General features: G+C 67.4%; 7 protein-coding genes. 2 read left to right on the top strand and 5 right to left on the bottom strand.

The features are described 5' to 3' along the window. Positions 1 to 20: 20 nt before the first annotated feature. Together EJJ38_RS00970 and msuE are read right to left on the bottom strand one after the other, a co-directional pair. Positions 21 to 977, bottom strand: coding sequence for an aliphatic sulfonate ABC transporter substrate-binding protein (locus EJJ38_RS00970; protein ID WP_127088239.1), 957 nt, complete (start codon positions 975 to 977; stop codon positions 21 to 23). Positions 978 to 994: 17 nt separating this feature from the next. Continuing rightward, positions 995 to 1,555, bottom strand: coding sequence for an FMN reductase (gene msuE, locus EJJ38_RS00965; protein ID WP_127088238.1), 561 nt, complete (start codon positions 1,553 to 1,555; stop codon positions 995 to 997). Between the two features lie 568 nt (positions 1,556 to 2,123). Between msuE and EJJ38_RS20740 the strand changes: the two genes are divergently transcribed. Further along, entirely contained in the window at positions 2,124 to 2,249 is a 126-nt protein-coding gene (locus tag EJJ38_RS20740; RefSeq protein ID WP_274704715.1) for a hypothetical protein, read from the top strand. Positions 2,250 to 2,368: 119 nt separating this feature from the next. On the opposite strand, the gene EJJ38_RS00960 is transcribed toward EJJ38_RS20740, so the two are convergent. The 3 genes from EJJ38_RS00960 to EJJ38_RS00950 form a co-directional block, all read right to left on the bottom strand. Next, positions 2,369 to 3,130 carry a SapC family protein gene (locus EJJ38_RS00960; protein ID WP_127088237.1) on the bottom strand — a complete coding sequence of 254 codons (762 nt, stop codon included), beginning with the start codon at positions 3,128 to 3,130 and terminating at the stop codon, positions 2,369 to 2,371. 61 nt (positions 3,131 to 3,191) lie between these two features. Next, a complete protein-coding gene (locus tag EJJ38_RS00955; RefSeq protein WP_127088236.1) occupies positions 3,192 to 3,794 on the bottom strand; it encodes an invasion associated locus B family protein in 603 nt (200 codons plus the stop codon). A gap of 66 nt (positions 3,795 to 3,860) precedes the next feature. Then, complete coding sequence (locus tag EJJ38_RS00950) at positions 3,861 to 17,717, bottom strand: autotransporter-associated beta strand repeat-containing protein (RefSeq protein ID WP_164738362.1); 13,857 nt, start codon at positions 17,715 to 17,717, stop codon at positions 3,861 to 3,863. Between the two features lie 507 nt (positions 17,718 to 18,224). On the opposite strand from EJJ38_RS00950, the gene EJJ38_RS20525 reads away from it, so the two are divergent. Then, the gene (locus EJJ38_RS20525) at positions 18,225 to 19,241 is read left to right on the top strand and encodes a helix-turn-helix transcriptional regulator (protein ID WP_245454050.1); all 1,017 of its coding nucleotides are present in this window, start codon (positions 18,225 to 18,227) and stop codon (positions 19,239 to 19,241) included. Positions 19,242 to 19,324 lie beyond the last annotated feature (83 nt).

Below are 19,324 nucleotides of genomic sequence, written 5' to 3'. Positions count from 1 at the left end.
CTTGAAATCTGAAACCGGGGTCAGGCGCGGGCCTGGGACCAGACGATGTCGGTGACGGTGATCTTCCGGGGGATCAGGTTCAGCTCCAGGAAGGTGTCGGCGATCTCCTGCTGCTGGCGGATCGCCGTCTGCGTCACCGGGTTGAATTCGATGGGATAGCGATCGGTGGCGATCTTCTGCGCCTCGTACTCGACACCCGTGAGCTCGGAGGTGAGGGCCGCCACCTTGTCGCGGTTCTGCGCGGCCCAGGCCGTCACCTCCCGCAGCGCGTCCAACGCCCCCTGGACCGTGCGGGGCGAGCGCTCCACGAGGCCCTTATTGGCCAGATAGAAGGAATGGCTCGGCAGGCCGTCCGCCGTGGTCACGATGGCGCGCGCGTCGTGACGCTTCTGGGCCAAAGCGTAATAGGGATCCCACACCGTCCAGGCATCCACCCGGTTGGAGGCGAAGGCGGCGGCGGCGTCCGCCGGGGCGAGGAAGACGGGCTCGATGTCGGTGTAGCGCAGCCCGTTCTTCTTCAGCGCCTGGACGATGAAATTGTGGGAGCTGGAGCCCTTGGCGAAGGCCACCTTCTTGCCCTTCAGGTCCGCCACCGTCTTGATGGGGGAATCCTTCTGGACCAGCGTGGCATTCTGGGTGGCCGGGGCGCTCGCCACATAGAGCAGGTTCGCCCCCGCCGCCTGGGCGAAGATGGGCGGCGTATCACCCACCGTTCCGATATCCACCGAGCCAGAGCCCAGTGCCTCCAGAAGCGGGGGGCCGAACTGGAACTCGATCCATTTGACGTTTTCCACGCCGAGCGGCTTCAGGTGCTTCTCAAGCGCCTGCTGCTGGCGGGCGGTGACGAGGATGCCGCTGGACTTCTGGAAGCCCACGCGGAACTCCTTCGGCACCTCCTGGGCGGAAGCTCCGCGGGCGGACACGGCGAGGGCGGCGGCACCGAGCGAGCCGGCGAGGAATTGGCGTTTCGTGATCATGGGACAGGCTCCGGCCGTCAGGCGACTTTGATGGTGGCGGCGCGCGGCGCCGTACGCGGGAGCAGGCGGTCCAGCTCCGCAGCGGCCTGGGTGACCCGGGCGCGCACGGCGGAATCGGCGAGGACCCCGTCGGTGAAGTCGTGGTCGCTGGCATAAATGGCGGTGGGGGCGGTCTGGGCGGCGAAGAAGCCGAACAGCGGCCGCAACTGGTGCTCCACCACCAAAGCGTGGCGATGCCCGCCGCCCGTGGCAGTGACCACCACAGGCTTGCCCGCCAGCGCGAGCGGATCGACGAAATCGATCACATGCTTGAAGAGGCCCGTATAGGAGCCCTTATAGACCGGCGAGCCGACCACCAGGGCGTCGGCCTCCTCGATATCGGCGATGATGGCCCGCGCTTCCGCAGGCAGGGCCTCGCGGCTGAAGGCGCCCACGCCGGGCCCGGCATCCACCAGATCGTGCAGGACGAAGTCGATGGCGCGGCGGGCGGACAGCTCCTGCGCCACCGCTTCCACGAGACTGCGGGTGCGCGAAGGGCGGCGCGTGCTGCCGGAGAAACCGACGATGCGCAACGTCATGGGCGGGTTCCTTCACGGACGAGGAACGGGGATGCAACGGACATGGGAGGGCATTCGCCGGAATGACCGGCGCCTTCTCGAAACAGGCGGAAATGGAGATGTGAGAAGGACGTACGGGCAGCGGGCAGCCGTTACGGCTGCGCCACACTGCCCCTCATACACAGGTGCCGGGGCGGTCTGATCAAGGTCATCTGCGCCTCGCTCAAGCCGGTCGCATTGCGGGTCACGGCGACGGGCCTACACGACCGCACCACCTCTCAGCCTCATGATGGGGCCGGTGCACGCAGTGGTCAACATAAATTCTATAAACTTTATAGATTAAATGGCCTGACGGTGCGGATGGCGCGGATTGACCCGCTGTCGATCCGTCCTGGAGCCCAGCCCCGGACGCAGGAGACCGTGCCCGCTCAGGCAAGGCCGAGCCCGGTGGACGTGAACTCTCGATGATCAGGGTCTCGCCGTCGTCGCGTCCGAAGTGAAAGCGCTGGCCTCCCAGACCTCCCGGGCAACGAAGGACATCGGCCGCTAGGTCAGCGAAATCCAGGTCGCGACGCAGAATACGGCTTCCGTGATCACGTCGATCACGGAAGCGATGATCCGCGCGGAGCAGATCACCACGGCCATTGCCGGAACCGCCCGCCAGCAAGGGGCCCTGTCGCGCACCACAGCCGGCGCGGCACGAAATCGCATGTGATGCGGCTCGCGGCCAATGCCGCGGGCGAGCCCGTTGTCGGGCCCGGAGGGAGGCCGGCTCGGGGCCAGGCCAGCTTTCCAAGGATCGGAGGACCCACCCCGCTCAGCGCGGGACAGCGCCTAGGATTGCGTCGCTGCCCGCGCCATGAGCGCGTGCCAGCTGGCCTGCGAGGCAATGTGGAGGACCACGAGGTCCAGCCAGCCCCGCGCATGGAAGCTCGCGAGCGTCTCGCCGGACAAAGCGCGGAACGCCGCGTCGTCGATGAGGCGGAAGCCCTGGACCGTCTTTTCCGTCCCGTCGGGGAGCGCGATCCGCGCAGCGCGCTCGATGAGCAGGCCGTTCGCCTCCAGCGCCGCCGCGAACTCGCGCGTCCGCTCATGCTCCAGCGCATAGGTATCGCAGAAGGCAATGGCGGCGGCCGCCGCCTCGCTCGCCGTGCCCTCCGCCGTGAACAGGGGACGGGCACCGTCGCGGGCCGCATCCATGCTCACTTGGGGAGCGGCAAGGTCGATGCCCAGCATGGTGTTTCCGCCTTCAGCGGGCACCATGCTGATGAAGGGATAGCGGCGCACATAGCCGGGCACATAGGCCCCGGCCGCCCATGCGCCGTCCGCAGTCACGAACAGGTTCTGGCCGGCGGCAAGTCCGGTCACGGCCAGGGGCATCGCCCCCGCATCGCTGGAGAAGACGATGGGATAGTGGCGCTGCGCCTGCAGGAACTCGCCGGCCACCAGCGGGATCGCGGTGGCCGCGGCGGCGAAGGCGGAATCGCTGTTCTCGCGCACGCCGACGCTGTGATGCTCATCCAGCCGCAGGAGGGCGGGGGAGCGGTAGAACAGGGGAAGCCGTGCGGGCGAAGCGCCCTGGGACGTGCTGGTCACGCGGATCTCTCTTCTGTCTCGCCGCGCCTCCCCTTTGAAGGAGAGGCGCGCAAGGCTGGGGTCAGGATTTCAGGCTGGCGTCGAGGGCGGGGCCGAAGCCCTTGAGCGAGACCGGCAGCGTCACCGCCCGGCGCGAACCATCCTCGAAGGTGAAGCTGCCCGGCTCGGTGGCCGACTTCAGCGCCTGCACCGCGGCGGCATCGAGCGACACCTCGGCAACGCAGGCCTGGGCGCAGCGCTTATATTCCAGCTGCAAGGGCTTGGCCTTCTCGCTCACCTGGAACTTCACGCCAGCCGGCAGCCACACGCCCTGGGGCAGCTGGATGACGAGGCTGACGGCGGCCTTCGGATCGGGACGCCCGACCGCGATGCTGGCCACGGTCCCCTGCCCCTGCACCTGCAGGTTCTGGACGATCTCGCACACCTTGGACTTGTCCGCCTGCGCCACGCAGCGCATCAGCCAGTCCTGATAGGTGGCCGTGGTGGCGACGGGCTGGGCCGGGTCGGCGGCAGCGGCAGCGGCAGCAGGAGCGGCAGGAGCGGCCGCGGCGGGCCGGGCCGGAGCGGGCTGGGCCTGCTGCGCCTGGGCGATCCCGCCCTGCGCCGCCCACAAGACGCCCGCGGCCGCCAGGGTCGCGCCGGCAATGATGAAACTGGAACGCATAATCTTTCCCGTCCTTCCCCGATGGGACAATCCCCCGCCATCCAGGATGGCGGGAGACCTTTTGTATCAGAACTTCAGCGAAAACTGCGCGGTGAAGGCGTTCTGGCTCGCTTCCGAGGCGATCTGGCCGGCATAATTGACCTGGAAGGTCGCCATGTCGGACAGCGCATAGGCCAATCCGGCCCCGAGGATCGCCGTATCCTCCGCGATCGGCACGCCCTGGATCTGGAACGGCGTCGCGCCGCCCGCGAACATCATGCTCGCGGTGGAGTTGGTGTCGCCGAACGCATGCTGCCAGCCCAGGGTCAGGCTCGGCGTCAGCGTATGGCCGCCCAGTTGGATGGAGGTGGCCGCGCGCACGCCCAGCGTGGTGTAGAGCGTGTTCTGCGAGCCCAGATCCACCCGGAGCGCGGAGCCGCCGAGGCCGCCTTCCGCGAACGTGGCACCGGACACGCTCACATAGGCCAGACCCGCGAAGGGCTCGAACTCGTAGGCGCCCACGGCCATGCGATAGCCCGCCTCGCCGAACACCTGCGCGGTGCCCACCGTGTAGCCGGCATCGTTGGCCCCGGAGAAGCCGGGGAAGGACACGGTGCGTCCCACATTCACGTCGTGCCACGCATAGGACGCGCCGCCCCGGAGCCCGATCGCGCCATATTGGGCGCCCAGGTAGAAGCCGATGTCGTAATTGTCCATGGAGCCCGCGGAGTTGCGCGCATCCACGTCGAACTGAGACTGGCTGAACCCGGCCACGATACCAGCGCGGGCATTGTCGGCGATCGCCACGTCGAGACCGGCGAAGACACCGCCGATGGACGAGGAGATGCTGGCCGCATTGCCGTTGCCGAAGCTGTTGCCCCAGCCGCCGTAACCCTGGGCCCACAAAGTGGGCGTGAGGTCCTGGCTGAGCCTTGTATTGGCCGGCCCGCCCGCCCGCGCCGCATTGGCGAGGGCGCCGGAACCGTCCGTCACCGACTGGCGCAGGCGCGCGCCCACCGCATCCCGCAGATAGATGGATTCCTGCTGGATGACCGTGCCCACCGAGGGATAGATCTCGCCGGAGAGCTGGTTGAAGGCATTGGCCACCGAGCCGTCCGGCAGGGTGAAGATGGCGTCATAGACCGGGTTTCCGGCCCCGAGCGCCTGTGCGGCGACCGCGACATTCGCCTGGTTGGGCGTCTGCGCATATTCGACGAAGTCGATGCCCGTATAGACCAGCGACAGATACACGTTCTGCAGATCGTAGGTGAGGGTCGGCTGCAGGAACGCATAGTCGGAGGTGACGGAGCCGAACGTGCCCGTCACCGTGCCCGTGGTGTTGATGATGGTGTAGGTGGCGTTGGCGGCATACTGCCCCGGCACCGCCACCACCTGCACGCTCGCCCCGGACGAGAGGGTCACCGTGCCGGTGGAGAGGATGAGGTCGTGCTGCCCGTCGGGCGTCACGTCCACCGCATAGACCGAGCCGGCATTGAAGGTGACCGCGCCGTTCACGATGAGCGTGCCCGGCGAATAGCCCGGCGCCACCGTGCCGCCGTTGTTCACCGTCAGGCCGCCAATGGTGGCGCTGCCGCCCAGGATGCCGCCGGCATTGACCGTGAAGGGCGAGGCGGTGGTGGTGCCCGCCTGGAGGCGGACCACCGAATCGTCCACGGCGATGGGGCCGGTATAGGGCGAGGAGAACAGAACCGTGCCGCCGCCGGTGAAGGTGACCGCGCCGGTGCCCGAGATGGCGCCCGTGAAGGCGTAGGTGTCGGAGCGGTTGAAGACGAGGCTGGCATTGTTCAGCACATCGCCCGCGATGGAACCGGTGGTGCCGCCATTGCCGATCTGCAGCGTGCCCGCCGTCACGGTGGTGAGGCCCGTATAGGTGTTGGCGCCGGTCAGGATCAGCGTTCCCGTCCCGGTCTTCTCCAGGCCGTAGGCCCCGGAGATGACGCCCGACAGGGTGAACGCCTTGCTGGCGTCAACTTCCACCTTGCCCGTGGGCGCATCGCCGGTCTGAACCAGCCCGATGGCGCCGCCATAGGTGAAGGTCTCGCTCGCCCGCAGCGTGCCCGCCGTGTTGAGGGTCAGCCCGCCCGTGCCCAGGGCCTGCGCCCCGGTGAGGCGCAGCGTGCCCCTCTCGATGGTGGTGCCGCCGGAGAAGCTGTTCGCCCCCGCCAGCGTCAGGGTGCCGGACCCGGCCTGGGTCACGGTGCCGGTGCCGGAAATGGCGCCGCCGAACGAGGTCTCGCCCGACAGGTTGAAGGCGAGCGCGGCATTGTTCACCACATCGCCCAGGATGGAGCCGGTGGCGCCGCCATTGCCGATCTGCAGCGTGCCGCCCGAAACCGTGGTGCCGCCCGTATAGGTGTTGGCGCCGGTCAGGATCAGCGTGCCGAAGTCGCTCTTCTCCATGCCGGTCGTGCCCATGAGCACGCTGGCGATGGTGGCCTGCGTCGCCGCACCCGCGGCGGTGCCGTCGCCCACGCGGATGGGCGCGGGGTTCACGCCCGACAGGAGGATGGAGCCGCCCGTCACCACATAGCCGGTATCGACGAACTGCATGCCGACCGCCTGCACCTGGCCGGGACCGTTATCCACGGTGACCGTGCCCGCCGCGCCCTGGAAGACCGCGAAGCCGCTGTTCCAGCTCTTCGAGATGGTGCCGGAGGCGTTGATCCAGTTGGTCTGGGCGTCCGCCGTCCAGGTGCCGGTGCCGCCGAGCACTGCCTGGGTGGGCGTGGTGTGCGACCCGTTCCAGAACAGGATCGGGCTGTTGGGATCTTCCACGAACAGGTTCACCTGCCCGGGAATGGCCGTCTGCACGCCGCCGGAGAGCCCGCCGGAGAGCGGCCCCACCTCCAGGCCGTTGTTGGTGAGCGCGCCCGTATAGGACACGATGCGGTAGATGCCGAGGCCGAAGCCCGTGGTGCTGGAGACGTTCAGCGTGCCGTCCAGCGTCACGTTGCCGTTCACGGTGAAGACCGGCGAGGCGCTGGGCGCGCCGAGGGTCACGGCAAGGTTCGCCGCGCCGGACATGTTGAGCCCGCCCATGGTGAGGCCGGCGCCCGGCACACCCGCCAGCGTGCCGCCGTCGAGCACATGGACCGTGCCGCCCACCGTGCCGCCGCCCGACAGCGTCGCCTGGTCGTAGACATAGATGTCGCCGCCGACGCTGCCGCCGGCCGCCACCGCAAGCCCGCCGGCCTGCACTTCGGTGCTGCCAGTCGTGCCGGTGGTGCCGGAGATAGTGAGCGTTCCCGTACCGATCTTGGTCAGGCTACCCGAACCGCCGATGCTGCCCGCGAATGTGCTGTCGGTGTTGCTCCCACCCACGGCCAGAGTGGCCCCGTCCAGCGTCACGGTACCGCCACCCGACAGCGAACCCACGGTTTCCGTGGTTCCGGTCGGGCTGATGATCAGGGTCGCGCCGGTAGCCACGCTCACGGCGCTCGTGTCGCCGATAGCGTTGCCGCCCTCCGCGATGAGCGTACCGGCATTGACGGCGGTGGCGCCCTGATAGGTGTTGGTGGTCGATCCGCCGATGACCAGCGTGCCGGTGCCGGTCTTGGCCAGATTGCCGAGCCCCGCGATCACGCCGGTCAGCGTGAGGGTCTCGGCGGCGTCCACCTCGAACGTGCCGCCGCCCACACCGCCTACCGGGGTGAGAGAGATGGCCGCGCCATAGGTGAAGGTGCTGGACGCCCGCAGCGTGCCGGGCCCTTCGAGGGCCAGGGGGCCGGAGCCCAATGCGGCGGCCGCCGACACCCGGATGGCGCCTTCGGAGACGGTGGTGGTGCCGTTATAGCTGTTGGTGCCGGTGAGCGTCATGGTGCCCGTTCCGGTCTTGGTCAGGCAGCCGGACCCGGTGATGGCACCCGAGAAGCTGGACGAGGTGCCGTCGCCGCCGGTGATGAGGCAGTGGCCACCCAGCGCCACCTCGCCGCCGCCGCCGAGCGAGCCCACGGTCTCGTTGGCATTGGTGAGGGAGACCTTGGCCCCGCCGCCCACCGTGAGCCGCGCCGTGTCGGAAAGCGACGCCCCGTTGGCAATGCGCAGCTCGCCGCCGGAGACCGTGGTCGCGCCCGCATAGGTGTTGGCGCCGGTCATGGAGAGGATGCCGGTGCCCGTCTTGGTGAGCGCGCCTGTGCCGGACACCACATTGGTCAGCGTCAGCGTATCGGCGACACCGCCCGTATCACTCACCAGGAAGGTGCCCCCGCCCGCTCCGCCCGCAGGCGTCAGGGACACGGTCTGCCCGAACGTGAAGCTGGCGGCCACCGCCAGCGTGCCGCCGCCCTGGAGCGCCAGCGGCCCGGAGCCCAGCGCGCTCTGCGCGGAGACCTGGATGGCGCCTTCGGAGATGGTGGTGGTGCCGGTATAGGAATTGGTACCGGTGAGCGCCATGGTGCCCGCGCCGGTCTTGGTGAGGCAGCCCGAGCCGGTGATGGCGCCCGAGAAGCTGGACGAGGTGCCATCGCCGCCGGTGATCAGGCAGTGGCCGCCCAGCGCCACTTCGCCGCCGCCGCCGAGCGAGCCCACGGTCTCGTTGGCATTGGTGAGCGAGAGCTTGGCACCCGCCGTCACCGACAGACGCGCCGTGTCGGACAGGGAGGCCCCGCCGCCGATCACCACCTCACCTGCCGAAACCTGGGTTTCGCCCTCATAGGTGTTGGTGCCGGTGAGCGTCAGCACGCCCGTGCCGGACTTCTTGAGCCCGCCCGAGCCGCTGATGATTCCGGAATAGGTGGTGGTGCTGTTGTCGCCACCCGCATCCAGGGTGGCGCCCACCAGTTCCAGCGCGCCGGCGCCCGCGATGGAGCCGACCGCTTCCGTCACGCCCGACGGGCGAATGATCAGACGCGCCCCGCTCGCGACGCTCACCGCGCTCAGGTCGCCGATGGCCTGTCCGCCCTCGGCGATCATGGTGCCCACATTCACCAGGGTCGCACCCGTGCCGCTATTGGTGCCGTTCACCAGCAGCGTGCCCGCACCGGTCTTGGTCAGGCTCCCGGCGCCGGAAATGGCGCTCGAAACCGTCAGCGTGGTCCCGGCGCCTTCCGCCTGGAACGTGCCGCCGCCGGAACCGGCCACCTGATCCAGCGTCACGGCATTGGTGAGGGTGAAGCTGGCGGTAGCGATGAAGGCGCCCGTGCCTTCCAGGGTGAGGCCGCCGGTGCCGATGGCACCCGCCGCGCCGACGCTGATGGCGCCCTCGGAGACCGTGGTGCCGCCCGTATAGTCGTTGGTGCCCGACAGGATCTGCGTGCCCGCGCCCGTCTTGGTGAGGCAGCCCGTGCCGCTCATGGTGCCCGAGTAAGAGCTGGAGCCCGCACCCGCCACCGTCAGGCAGTAGCTGTTCAGCTGAACCGCGCCCGCGCCGCTGAGCCCGCCAATGGTCTCGCTCGCATTGCCCAGTTCGAGCGTCGCCCCGGCCGCCACCGACGTCGCCGCGGTGTTGGAGAGCGAGGACCCGTTCTCCAGCACCAGCCTGCCGCCCGCGACGCTAGTCGCTCCCGAGAAGCTGTTGATGCCCGACAAGGTGAGCGTGCCGGAACCGAGCTTGGTGAAGGCGCCCGAACCGGAGATGACGCCCGCATAGGTGTCGCTGCCCGCCGGATTGAAGGCCAGCACGCTGTCATTGAGCACGTTGCCCGGCAGCACGCCGCTGTCGGTCCCGTCGCCGATCTGGAGCGTGCCCTGGGTGACGGTGGTTCCGCCTGTATAGGTGTTCACCCCGGTGAGGACGAGGGTGCCCAGGCCCTGCTTGTCGAGCCCGGTCGAACCCGCGAGCACCGAGCCGATGGTGGCCACATAGCTGGCGCCGGTGGGCGTCCCATCACCCACATTGACCTGGGTCTGGCCTGATGCCGCCGACAGTGTGACGGTGCCCCCGGCGAGCGCGTAACCATCCACCATGAACTGCATGCCCGTAGTGGCGACGGCACCGCTGACCGTCACCTCCCCCGGTGCGGCGGTGAAGACCGCATAAGCGGGCGTCCAGGGCACGGACTGGTTGAACTGGCTGGTCAGCCAGTTGGTGGCGGCGGTGTTGCTCCATGTGCCGGAGCCGCCGGTCACGGTGCGGTCCGGATTGGGCGACAGGGTGCTGCCGTTCCAATACAGCATCGAGCCATCCATCACCGCCAGGTTCACCTGGCCCGGCTGGTACTGGATGTCATAGGCGAAGTCGCTGGGCGTCGCGCCCAGCGTGAAGCCGTTATTCGCCGCGAGCGTCGTGTAGCTGAGGATCCGGTAGACGCCGAGCGCCATTCCGCCGGCATCGGTCACATCCAGGACGCCGCCCAGCGTCAACGTTCCCGCCTGGAACACCGCCGTGCCCGTATTGGTGCCGAGCACCGAATGCAGATGCGCCCCGCTCTCCAGGGTCAGGCTGGTCATGGACAGGCCGTACTGGCCGGTCGCCGATGTCGGCGCCGCCAGAAGCGTGCCGCCGGACTGCACCGTCACCGCGCCGGTGATCACCGCGCCGGAGGTCCCGCTGGTCTCGCCCTTCAGCGTCGCCTCGTCCCGCACCGTCACGTTGCTGGCCAGCGACACGCCGTTCAGGATTTCGAGCGTCCCGTTCTGGACCGTCGTGCCCGCCGCGGCGCTGTTCGCACCGGTGAGGGTCAGCTTTCCGGTGCCGCGCTGGATCAGCGCGCCCGTGCCGGTGATCGCGCCCGGCGCGGAGATATCGTCCGACCGATTGAACGCAACCGTGCCGCTGTTCGCGATCGCACCCAGCACCGAGCCGGCCGTTCCGCCGGAGCCGATCTGCAGCGTTCCGGACGACACAGTCGTGCCGCCCGTGTAGCTGTTCGCCCCGGTCAGCGTCAGCGTGCCGGCGCCCGCCTTGGTCAGGCCGCCCGCGCCGGACAGAATGCTCGACACCCCCACGGCATAGCCGTTCGTGTCGATGCTGCCGCCTCCCGCCGACAGGACGATGTCGGTTGACGCAAAGCCGGACAGGAAGTCCGATTGGTCCGCGCCGGCCCGCAGGATGCCGCCGTCGAGGGTGACAGTCGCCCCCGCCGCGCCCGCGACCTTCACAATCTGGCCGGCGATCACCGCGCCGCCGTCCACGACGGAGAGCGAGCCGGTCCCGCCATAGTCGCCCAGATAAAGGACGTTCGCTCCCAGATTCCAGGTCGATCCGCTGCCGGTCACCGTCGCGATGCCGACACTCGTGGTGTCGTCGCTGAGATATCCGTCGCCGCTGGTGACCGTGCCACCGTTCGAGATGGTCAGCGTGCCGTTGCCGGAATAGCCGACATAAAGCTCCGCGCTTCCCAGATCCCATGTGGAACCCGCGCCGGTAACCGTCACCACACCGCTGGTGCCGTCATAATAGCCGAGATAGCCGGTTCCGCTCGTGACCGTGCCGCCATCCTCGATCGTCAGCGTGCCGACCGTTCCGCTATATTCATAACCGAGCGTGATGGAAGACGTGCCGAGATTCCACGTCGAGCCTGCGCCGGTAACCGTCGCATCCGCAGTATAGGTTCCGTAATAACCAGTATAGGTGCCGATATAGGCCTCCCCACTGGTCAGCGATCCACCATCGGAGATGGTCAGCGATCCGTTATTGTATACGCCGAGCTCGATGCCATCCACGAGGTTCAAGGAGGACCCCGTTCCGGTGACGGTAACGGATCCCCCAGTCACGTCCTGGTAGTAGCCGACATACATGTAGTCGGCATTTACGGTACCGCCATCGGACACGAGAAGCGTTCCGGTGCCGTAATTTCCCACATAAATGTAGTTGTCGTTTACGGTCCAGGTGGACCCAGCTCCGGTGACGGTCGCGCTGCCGACCGAACCGGCATCATGTCCCAATGAGCCATAGCCGGTCGTCAGAGTCGCACCGTCCGAAACCGTCAGCGAACCGGTCCCGAAATTGCCGACATACAACTCGGCTATGCCGATGTTCAGGCTGGTGCCAGACCCGGTGACCGTCATGGACCCCGTGGTGTCCGCGTCACGCGCGATATCGATCTGCCCGGCGGTGGAGGTGCCGCCGCTGAAGACGAGCGATCCTGCGGAGATCAGGGAGTTCCCGGTGAAGCTGTTATTCCCCGTCAGCGTCAGCGTTCCCGACCCGGCCTTCTCCAGGCCCGCCGTTCCGCTGAGAGCGGATGCGATCGTGGCGGTGACGCCGGCCGTGGCGGGCGATGAATTGCCCACCGTGATGACCGGCACCTGACCGTTGAAGCTGGTCAGGGAGATCCCCCCATCGGTGATGGTGTAGCCCGAGGTCAGGAAATACATCCCGGCCACCTGGGGGTTGGTGGCACCGCTCACCGTGACCGTCCCGGCCGATCCCGCGAATATGGCGATGCCGCCCTGCGACCAGGGGTCCGCCATGGCGCCGCTCTGGTCCGTCCAGTTCGTGGCTCCCGCCGAAACGTTCCAGATGCCGTCGCCGCCCTGAACGCTCGACCCGCCGGGCGTTGTGGTGGTGCCGTTCCACCATTGGGACGCCGCCAGCAGCAGGTTGACCTGGCCGGCCGTCGCCGTGCTGAGCGCCACCAGCGAATATTGCGGCAGCGGCCCGAGAACGAGGCCGCTTCCGTCATACGTGCCGCCATAGTCGAACAGACGATAGGTGCCCGAGCCGAAGCCGGCGCCCCGCGTGAAATTGATGGTGCCGTGCAGGTCGAGGTCGCCCGCGCTCGACAATGCCACCGTGCTGGAGGGGGCACCGAGGCTGATGCCGAGCGTCGTCGAGGCCTGCATGGTGAAGCTGCCGGCAGTGAGACTGCTCACGCCGTCCGCCGCCATCGACATGGAGCTGCCGCTCTCAAGAGTCATCCCCAGCGCGACACCGCCCGTCGCGCCAGGGGCGGCCACGAAGGACGCCCCGGACTTGATGGTGAGCTCACCCCCGACGCTTGCGTCCCCCTGGAATTGGAGCGCACCGGAGGAAACGGTGATGACGCCCTCGAGCCCCCCATTGGCGCGCGTGAGCACCAGCGTTCCGTCGCCCGTCTTCTCGAAGCCGTCGCTGCCGCTGAGCACGACACCGATCGTCGCGGTGCCTTCCTCTACGCTGATCAGGGGCGCGGACCCCACCACCAGCGGCGTCAGCCGGATGGCCCTCGACAGGGTGTCGCCGACGATGGTGTAGCCCGGCGTGATGAACTCGATTCCCGCCACCTGCGGGCTCGTGCTGCCCGCAACCGTCACGGTGCCCGCGGTGCCCGCGAAAATGGCGAGGCCGCCCTGCGTCCAGGCAACCGTGGAGCTCCCGGCCTGGTTGGTCCAATTGGTCGGCGCGGCCTGAACGTTCCAGGTCCCGCTGCCGCCGACCAGGTTTCCGGGCGTGCCGGCACCATTCCACCACAGGCCCTCCGCCACCCGGAGGTCCACCTGTCCAGCGGTCGTAATGGTGTCGAGCGCGAACAAGGTGTGCGCCGGCGCGTCGCCGATGGCCATGGTCCCGGACTGCGTACCTGAATAGTCGAAGAGCCTATAGGTGCCGGTGCCGAAACCCATGCCGGCCGTGATGTCCAGCACCCCGCCGAGCACAAGGTTGCCGGTCACGTCGAACGCTGTCGTCGTGGACGGCGCACCGAGCGTGACGGACAGGACCGAGGTGGCGCTGGAGAAGGTGAGCGCACCTGTGGACAGCGGGGTCGTGCCCGGCGTGCCGGCCAGCGTGCCGCCGGCCGTGATGGTGACTGCCCCCGTAACGGTCCCCGCGGTGGCGCCGCCGACCAGCGTGCCGCCGCTGGAAACGCTGACAGCGCCTGCAAGGCTGCCGCCGTGCAGTATGAGCGTGCCCTCCGCGACCGTTGTGAGCCCGGTCAGCGTGCTGGCCCCCGTCAGGACCAGGGCACCCGCGCCCCGCTTTTCAAGCGCGCCCGCGCCGGAGACCACACCGCCATAGCTCACGACGTTGGGAGCGTCGAAGGCGAGTGTCGCGCCGGTGCTCACGGCGATGCCGCCGGTGGGGTCGATGGAGCCTGCCGTGGTCCCGTCGCCGATGGAGAGCGTGCCTGCCGAAACGGTGGTGGCGCCCGTATAGCTGTTGGCGCCCGTGAGCGTCAGCGTGCCCGCGCCCTTCTTCTCCAGGGTGCCGGAACCGGACACTTCGCCTTCATAGGCGAAGTCGTTCGAGCGGTTGAAAACGAGCGCCCCGCCGTTCGCGACATCGCTTTCAATGGAGCCCGTCGTACCGCCATTGCCGATCTGCAGCGTGCCGCCATTGATGGTGGTCAGGCCCGAATAGCTATTCTCGCCGGTCAGGGTCCAGGTGCCTGCATTGACGGTGACCGTCCCGGTTCCCGTCTCGATATTGCCGGAGATCAGGCCCGTCCCCATGGCTTCCAGGGCAAGATTCTGCCCCGTTCCGGTGATGTCGCCGGAAAGGGTCAGGCTACCGGTCATGCCCAGGAAACCGGGCCGCACGGAGATCACGGCATCGCCCAACAGGGTGATGGCGCCGGCATAGCTGTTGCCCACGCCGCCGCTTTCCAGGGTGGCGACGCTCGCGCCGCCACCGCCCAGCGAAAGCGCCTCGGCACCGATGGTCACGGCGCCGTTTACGTCGTTCAAGCTAAGCGTTCCGCCCGCCGCCACTGTGGTGCCGCCTGCGGTGGACCCCAAGGCATCGCTGTTCTGGACGCTCAGCGTGGCGCCGTTCGAGACGGATGTGGTGCCCGTATAGGTATTGGCGCCGGAGAAGATCCAGCTGCCGCCCACAACGACGCCGCCGCCATCGAGGTCGATGACACCGCTGATGGTGCCGACCTGACTGAGGGTGAGGATCGCGTCGGTGCCGAAAATGCCCCCCGCAATGGTCATCGACCCGTTCGCGCCGCCATCGATGGTGGCGTCGTCGTCAAGGGTGATGGAGCCGTCATAGCTGAGCGAAGCGGAGCCGATTTTCCTCAGCGCGCCCGCATAGCCCGAGGCGCCCGCGCCGCTGAGCGTCAATGCCTCGCTGATGGTGCCGCCCACATTGATCTGGAGGCTGGCCCCGCTGGAGACGGTGGTTCCCGACTGGGTCGTGCCCAGGGCCGAGACGTTGGTCACCTCAAGCACGCCGGACGTGACCGTGGTGGCGCCGATATAGGAGTTCGTGCCCGAAAGCGTGAGCTTGCCGGTGGAGACGCCCATTTGCTCAACCGTGCCGCTTCCGGAAATGACATCGGCATAGGTCAGGTCGTTGGACCGGCTGAACACGAGCCCGGCGTTGTTGGTGATGGCGCCCGAAATGCTGCCGGCCGTGCCGCCGGCACCGATCTGCAGTTCGCCACCCGAGATGGTCGTGCCGCCGCCGGGGCTGACGGTGCCCGTGAGCGTCAGCGTGCCCACGCCGGTCTTCGCCAGCGTGCCGGTGCCCGTGATGTTGCCGGCATAGGCTGCCGTGCCGGTAGTGCTGAACACCAGCGCCGCTTCGTTGGCGATGTCCCCGAGGAGCGAGCCGCCCGTACCGATCTGGAGCGTACCGGCGGTGACGGTGGTGCCGCCCGCATAGGTGTTCGCGCCCGTCAGGACCAAGGTGCCATCGCCAATCTTCTCCAACCCATAGGCACCGGCGATGATGACGGACATGGTGGCGGTGGTGCCGGAGCCGTCCACATTCACCTTCGGCATGGTGGTGCCGTTGACGAGCGTCAGCGTGTCGGTGGGTGTCAGGCCCGCGATTGTGTAGCCGTCAGTGACGAACTTGAGGCCCTTGGCCGACACCGGCCCGCCCGACGACACCGACCCGTCCACCTGCACGGTGCCCGCCGTGCCGGCGAAAGTCGCAGCCTTGGTGCCGTTCCAGGAGGCCGGATTGGTTCCGGCCGCATTGGTCCAGTTGGTCTTGCTGCCGGCGATCCACACGCCGTCGCCGCCCTGAACGCCAACAGGCGGGCTGGTCAGCGTCTCGCCGTTCCAGTAGAGGCCGCCCTCAAGGACGCTGAGAATGACCTGCTTGTTGGCGGTGTCGTATTGCAGGTTGTAATCGTAGTCGGACGGGAAGGCATCGACCGCCATGCCCGTTCCGTAGCTGTCACCCTGAAAGATGATCAGCCGGTAGTCGCCCACCCCGAAGCCGGCTCCGGGGGTGACGTTCAAGGTTCCCTGGAATGTCAGCGCGCCGCCCACATCGATGAGCGGCGGATTGAAGCCGGGCGCGCCCAGGGTGACGTTGAGCACGGACGTACTGCCGAACGTGAGCGCTCCGGCCGTTGCCTGCCCGACGACCAGGGTGCTGTCATCAGCCCGCGCGACCAAGGTGATCGTGCCGCCATTCTCGATGGTGAGCCCATCGTAGATGTTGATGGACGAGGTGCCGTCGCCAACGTTGCGCAGCACCGTCGCGTTCTTCACCGTCAGGCTGCCGGGAATGGTGGCGCTGGTGCCGCTGTCACCCACCTGCAAAGTGCCGCGCGTCAGGGTCCATACGGTCCCTTGGGCCGCGCTGGGCGCCATATTGGTGAGCGTCCACACATCCGTGGTGGCGGTGGTGTCGATTTCGAAGGCGTGGAAATTCTGGAACTTTGCCGTAGATGAATAGTCGATCAGGCCCAGATCGAACGTGCCACCCGTGCCCGTGAGCCGCATCGAGTTGCTGTCGTTGGCGGTTGTGGACCCCACCACATTTCCGGTGAACGTGGCATAGCTCGCCCCGTTACCCACAAGTTCGAGTACGTTGTTGTTTCCGGAGAGTTCGATGGCATTCGCCTGAACGACAAAATCTCCGCTGACCCCGCCGATGACACTCGCATCGGCGGAGAGCGTGATGGTGGCGGAGGACGCGATGATGCCGACGCCGCCATTCCCCTCCGTACCCGAACCCGTCGTACCGCCCTGGCCACCGGAGATGGTTGCTCCGTTCACGGTCAGGATAAGGCTGTTGGTGGCAATGATGCCCGCCCCGCCATTCCCGCTCTGGTCGTTTTCTGCCCGGCCGCCCTGCCCGCCGGTCACGTCTCCGTTCGCATTCAGCGTCAGATCAAGAATCGACCCGACAATGGCCGCGCCGCCATTGCTGGCAACGGCGTTCATACCCAGCGTCGTTGACCCGACGCCGCCGGTTACCGCCCCGTTGATGGTCGCCGTGAGCGAATAGGCATTGATGCCGATACCCGCATTCGAGGCCACATAGTCGCCGGCACCGGCATTACCGCCGGTAACCGGGCCCGCGGTGGTGAGAGTGAGGGTCCCCGCCTGGATGCCGTCTCCGCCGGTACCGGGCGTTGACTGCCACGCCGCACCACCGTTTCCGCCCGTCACGGAGCCGACCGTTGCGGTCACGGGACTTCCGCTTTCAAAGAACAGACCGATACCGCCGTTTCCGCTGCTATACCCGGCACCACCATTTCCGCCGGTGATTGTCAGGCCGCCGCCAACCAGGGTCGTGGCTTGCGAAATATAAAGTCCGTAACCACCCGTGCCGCCGTTCCCGGCATCAGAGAGGGAGCCACCATTTCCTCCGGCTCCCCCGTTTCCGCCAGTGATGGACAGGGTCGTGGATCCCCAATCCAGGGATCCCGGGAGCGTGATGACGGCACCCCAGCCGCCCGCGCCGCCGCCACCGGAAAAATTAATCGACGCGCCGCCGGCGCCGCCCGCGCCGCCCGTCACCGAAGCGGTGGGCAAGGCCCCGGAGGTCACGACCGCGCCGTGTGCACCGCCACCGCCGCCGCTGCCGTTGCTGCCGGCATTGCCCGCCTGGCCGGGAGACGAGCCGCCGGTGCCACCCGTGCCTCCCCCGGTCACCGTGCCGCCGGAGCCGCCTGTGAGACCAGCCCCGCCCCCGCCGCCACCGAACCCGCTTCCGGCTGCAGTGGCATTATCCCCGGCTATCGTCGCCTGATCGGCGCCGCCCGACATGCCTCCGCCGCCCGCGCCGCCATCCGCGAAGGCCGGCACGGTGCACAGCAGCATGCCCGCCACCATGATCGAGACGCGCAGGGCCGGAACGAGCGTGGAGGACATCAGGCCGCTGCGACCGGCCTTGCACGGCGCTGAATGCAGGAGATGGGGCCGCGTTCCTGAAACGGGATGCGCGGGGAGAGCACCTGCGAGCCTCGCATTGCCGCGACCTGCGGCGGCCCGCCGATTCCCGCCCGCCTGTTCAGCCCCAAAGCGCATCATACCGCTCCCCAGCAGACCGGCATGCGCGCCAAGATGAAATGGGGGCGCATGCCGACTCACACCACCCTAGGGTGTGAAATCAATTGCCCGGGAAACTACGAAGCTCATCGCGACGCCCGCAATCGGGCTTACGCAAGGGACTGTCGCCATTGCGAAAAGGAGGCTGAAAAATTATTTCTGGTGCTTCTCGGGCGCTCGCCGAAATGAGTTCGTATAGGTATTATGTTACATAACAGCTCATCTTCAACCAGCCATCTTGACTCTTTCACCGGCCCCGCCTTACCTAACTGACGCAGAGCTTGATCATAATACGTTATTGACGACTGCTATCTTGGAGATGGCATCATCTTGAAATCAAAGAACAAGCGACTATCGCCGCCGCTGCCTTTCGGAACAAAGAACAGCATTACATTCAACGATTTTGCGAACCTGTCGGAGCAGCAGACTGCCAGCGCCCGGCTGAAGATCGAGTACCGCCCCCTCAAGCGGGACGATCCCTTCCAGTTCGCGTTCTCCGCCGCCCAGGTGGAGGATCTGCGCCTTGTCGCGGCCTCCAGCACGCCCATGCGGTTTTCCACCTCGGACAGCCCGCGCGGCATCGTCATGCTGCCCATGCTGGGCCATTGCCAGACACGCCGGGGACAGCGGTCCATCGAGTGGGGGCAAGGCCGCGCGGCGCTTTATCTTCCGCCGGGCAACGCGCAGGGCGAGAGCGGCGCCCGGTCCATCATGGGCATCGACATCGATCCCGGCCGGTTGGAAACCATCGCCCGCACCATGCTGGGCGATCGCCCCGAGGCGGATCGCGAGCGCATCGTGGACTGGGATACGCCCCGCCCCCTGAAGCTCGCGGCGGGAAACGTGAATTTCGACCAGATTTTCCGGCATTACGCGGAATTACTGGATCTTATGGGGGCCGACCTGAACCTCCTCACGCGGCTCGGGATTTCCGAGATGATCCTGCGCTCGACCATCATGCTGACGGCGCCGCATCTGTTCCTGGATACGCATACGCCCTCGCCGGCCGCCGTGTCGTCGAAAGTGAAACTGGTCTGCGATTATATCGAGGCTCACCTGGAAAAGAAGATCACGCTGACGGACCTCGAAGGTGTCAGCGGCCTCTCCGCGCGCGGACTTCAATATGCGTTCCGCAGCGCCATGAATGTCAGTCCGATCCAGTGGATCACGGACCGTCGACTGGACGCGGTACGCCGGCTTTTGCTGGTCGCGACGGCGGAGGACACGGTGATCATGATCGCCTCCCAATATTTTACACATATGGGAAACTTCGCGCGTCTTTATAAAACCCGCTACGGCGAAACGCCTTCGGAGACTTTGTCTCGGCAAAAGAAAAGAAGGCTGTGATCCAAGTATTCAATCGTCATTCCAAACCCGCCCCCTCGCCCGGAACCGCGCACTTGCGACGCCCCGTCGAACGGCCGTGGAGC

The organism is Aquabacter cavernae, from assembly GCF_003993795.1.
Taxonomy (GTDB): domain Bacteria; phylum Pseudomonadota; class Alphaproteobacteria; order Rhizobiales; family Xanthobacteraceae; genus Aquabacter; species Aquabacter cavernae.
Note: the sequence above shows the minus strand (reverse complement) of the source record. Positions and strands in the feature narration are given on the sequence as shown.